We start from the raw sequence: 3,501 nt of genomic DNA, 5'->3' as shown, positions 1-3,501 counted from the left end.
GCTGCACACCTTCGACGCCGCCGCCCCCGACGCCGGCGACCCGACGGATCCGGCCGCCCCGGGGTGGCGGGAACTGCTCCCGGCCACCCGCCTGGAACCGGACACCGTCCACCGCCTGCTGCTTCCCGACGGCCCCGCCGGCCCCCACGGAAAGAAGGCCTCCACCGCCACCCGGGTACGCGTGGAGATCCTTCCCGACGGCGGCCTGGCCCGCCTGCGGCTGTACGGCTCGCTGACCGGGGACGGCGCGGCGGACCTCGCGGAGCGTTTCCGCGCGGCCCTCCCGTGACCCCGCCCGGACCCGGACCCGGACCGGACGACGGATCCGGACCGGACGACGGATCCGAGGGCGGGCCGGAGCGGGGGCCGGAGTCGGGCCCGGGCCGGCTCGAAACCCACCCGGCGGGAGACGTGCCGCGACGTAGGGTCGGGCCATGAGCAGCGACTCCACGGGCCGGGCCACCGTCCCGCCCGCCGCGATCCCCGGCCCGGCCCGGCCCGGCGACACCCTCGCCGATGACATCGACGCAGCCCTCGATGCCGCGCTGCGTCCCGACGGCCCACCGGGACAGGGCGGCACCCCCGCGCCCGTCATCGACCTGCCCGCCCTCGGCGGACGGTTCGTCCGGGACCCCTACCTCTATTACGCCCGGATGCGGGAGCGCTTCGGCGACGCCTGTCGGGTCCGGCTCGCCGACGGGGGCATCGTCCGGTTCGTCCTGGGCCACGACGCGGCCCGGGCCGCCCTCACCGACCCCCGGCTGATCAAGGACTGGACGCGGGTTCCCGGCATGGAGGGCCGGCGCGAGGAGCGTCGCTCCATCGACCACAACATGCTCGACCTGGACCCGCCCCACCACACCCGGTTGCGACGCCTGGTCTCCCGCGAGTTCACCCCCCGCCGCATCGCCCTGCTGGAAACCCGGCTGGAGGAGATCACCCGGGAACTCCTGGACACCATGACCGCCGCCCCCGACCGCCGCGCCGACCTGGTGGAGTCCCTGGCCGTCCCGCTGCCGATGACGGTGATCTGCGAACTCCTCGGCGTGCCCTTCCTGGAGCGCGACACCTTCCGCAGCTGGTCCGCGATCCTCCTGGGCGGCGCCGGCCCCGAGGAGGAGCGCGACGCCGCCGTGGCGATGAACGCCTACCTGGCCGAACTCGTCGAACGCAAGCGCGAGGCCGGTGGGGACGACCTGCTCGCCGCCCTCATCCGCACCCGGGACGAGGAGGGCGACCGCCTCTCGGAGGCCGAACTCATCGGCATGGCCTTCCTGCTCCTGGTCGCGGGCCACGAGACCACCGTCAACCTCATCGCCAACGCCTTCCTCGCCCTGCTCACCCACCCCGAACAACTCGCAGCGCTGCGCCGGGACCCCGCCCTGATCGATGCGGCGATCGAGGAGACGCTGCGCTGGGACCCGCCCGTGGAGCGCGCCACCTTCCGCTTCACCACCGAGCCGGTGCGTTTCGGCGAGGTCACCGTGCCCGCCGGCGAAGGGCTCCTCGTCGTCCTCGCCTCCGTGGGCCGGGACCCCGCGTACGCCCCCGACGCCGACCGCTTCGACATCCTGCGCGACCCCCGACCGCCGCACCTGTCCTTCGGCCACGGCATCCACTTCTGCCTCGGCGCGCCACTCGCCCGGCTGGAGGCCCGGATCGCCCTGCGCGCCCTCCTGGAGCGCTGTCCCGACCTCGACCTGGACACGGATCCGAAGGAGATCCGGCACCGGCTCAGCCTCATCGTCCGGGGCCCGGAGCAGCTGCCCGTGCGCTGGTGACGGGCCCGGCCGGGCCGGCGTCCGGCCGACCCGGCCCCGGGCTCCCCGGCGGGGTCTCACCGTTCGGTGAGCGCGACGCCGATCCCCGCGCCGGTGACATCATGCGGGGTATGACGACCGTGTCACTGCCCGGATCGAAATCCGTCACCGCCCGTGCCCTCTTCCTGGCCGCCGCCGCCGACGGCGTCACCACCCTGCGCCGTCCGCTGCTCGCCGACGACACCGACGCCTTCGCCGAGGGCCTGGAGCGCCTCGGCTACGCCGTCGAGCGGGGCGACCGCGACGGGGAGGACTGGCGGATCACCGGCCGCCCCGCGGGTCCCGCCGCCGAGCGGGCCGACATCATGTGCCGGGACGGCGCCACCGTCGCCCGCTTCCTGCCCGGCCTGGTCGCCGCCGGCCGGGGCGAGTACCGCTTCGACGCCTCCGACCAACTGCGTCGCCGCCCCATCGGCCCCCTGGTCACCGCCCTGCGCGAACTGGGCGTGCGGGTGGAGTGCGAGGAGGCCGAGGGACACCTCCCGCTGCGCGTGGTCGCCGACGGCGTCAAGGGCGGCGAGCTGGAGTTGGACGCCGGTCTGTCCTCCCAGTACCTCACCGCCCTGCTGCTGCTCGGCCCGCTCACCGACGAGGGGCTGCGGATCACCGTCACCGGCCTGGTCTCCGTCCCCTACGTGGAGATCACCATCGCGATGATGCGCTCCTTCGGCGTGACCGTCGAACGGCAGGGGGACACCTTCGTCGTGCCGCCGGGCGGGTACCGGGCCACCGACTACCCCGTCGAGCCCGACGCCTCCACCGCGAGCTACTTCTTCGCCGCCGCCGCCCTCACCGGCCGCGAGGTCACGGTCCCCGGTCTGGGGCGCGACGCCCTCCAGGGCGACCTGCGGTTCGTGGACATCCTGCGGGAGATGGGCGCCGAGGTGACGGTGGGGGAGGACGCCACCACCGTGCGCGGCACCGGCACCCTGCGCGGGGTCACCGTCAACATGCGGGACATCTCCGACACCATGCCCACCCTGGCGGCCATCGCGCCCTTCGCCGACGGCCCGGTGCGCATCGAGGACGTCTACAACACCCGCATCAAGGAATCCGACCGCCTCGACGCCTGCGCCGACAACCTCGGTCGGCTCGGCATCCGCACCGGGACGGGACGGGACTGGCTGGAGATCCACCCCGGCACCCCGACGGGCGCCGAGATCGGCTGCCGGCGCGACCACCGGATGGCGATGAGCTTCTCCGTGACCGCCCTGCGCACCCCCGGCATCACCCTCGACGACCCCGACTGCGTGAAGAAGACCTTCCCCGGCTTCCACCGGGTCTTCGCCGAGGTCTGGGGCCCGCCCGCGGGCACCGTCTGATCCCCGGGGAGGACCGGGGCCTCCTCCGGAGGTCGTAAGGGACGTGGCCGCAGGTGGCACACCGGGTGTGGTCCCGCGCCGGATGTGGCGGACCGGGTCGCGCCGGGAGGGTGGGATCACCACGCCGGCCGGAGCGGGAACAACCCCTCCGGCCGGGCCCCACCGAGCAGGAGAGAGTCCGTGAACCCGGTCGCCACACCATCCGCCGTCCCCCCGTCCGTCGACCCGCCGCCCGCCGCCGGCCGGGGGGCGCGCAGGTCCCGTCGCGGCCGCTGGACGGCCCCGGCCGCCGGCTGTCTCTTATACAAACCTGACGACACAGCCGACGCTGCCAACGAAGAATACGGGGTAGAGCGCGG

At 74.7% G+C, this 3,501-nt stretch carries 2 protein-coding genes and 1 pseudogene; all 3 read left to right on the top strand.

All coding sequences use genetic code 11. The features are described from left to right. Positions 1-289: pseudogene (locus tag FOE67_RS20155) on the top strand (hypothetical protein); the annotation flags it as partial. A 145-nt stretch (positions 290-434) separates the two neighbouring features. Then, entirely contained in the window at positions 435-1,781 is a 1,347-nt protein-coding gene (locus FOE67_RS20150) for a cytochrome P450 family protein (RefSeq protein WP_182666252.1), read from the top strand. Positions 1,782-1,891: 110 nt separating this feature from the next. Next, a complete protein-coding gene (gene aroA, locus FOE67_RS20145; protein WP_182666251.1) occupies positions 1,892-3,142 on the top strand; it encodes a 3-phosphoshikimate 1-carboxyvinyltransferase in 1,251 nt (416 codons plus the stop codon). Positions 3,143-3,501 lie beyond the last annotated feature (359 nt).

The organism is Streptomyces calidiresistens, from assembly GCF_014141525.1.
In the GTDB taxonomy this organism is placed as follows: Bacteria; Actinomycetota; Actinomycetes; order Streptomycetales; family Streptomycetaceae; genus Streptomyces; species Streptomyces calidiresistens.
The sequence above is the reverse complement of the archived record's forward strand: the minus strand, read 5'-3'. Positions and strand labels throughout refer to the sequence as shown.

Coding starts and splice junctions, on each gene's coding strand:
- FOE67_RS20150 (WP_182666252.1), top strand. CDS start 435: ATGAGCAGCGACTCCACGGGCCGGGCCACCGTCCCGCCCGCCGCGATC.
- aroA (WP_182666251.1), top strand. CDS start 1,892: ATGACGACCGTGTCACTGCCCGGATCGAAATCCGTCACCGCCCGTGCC.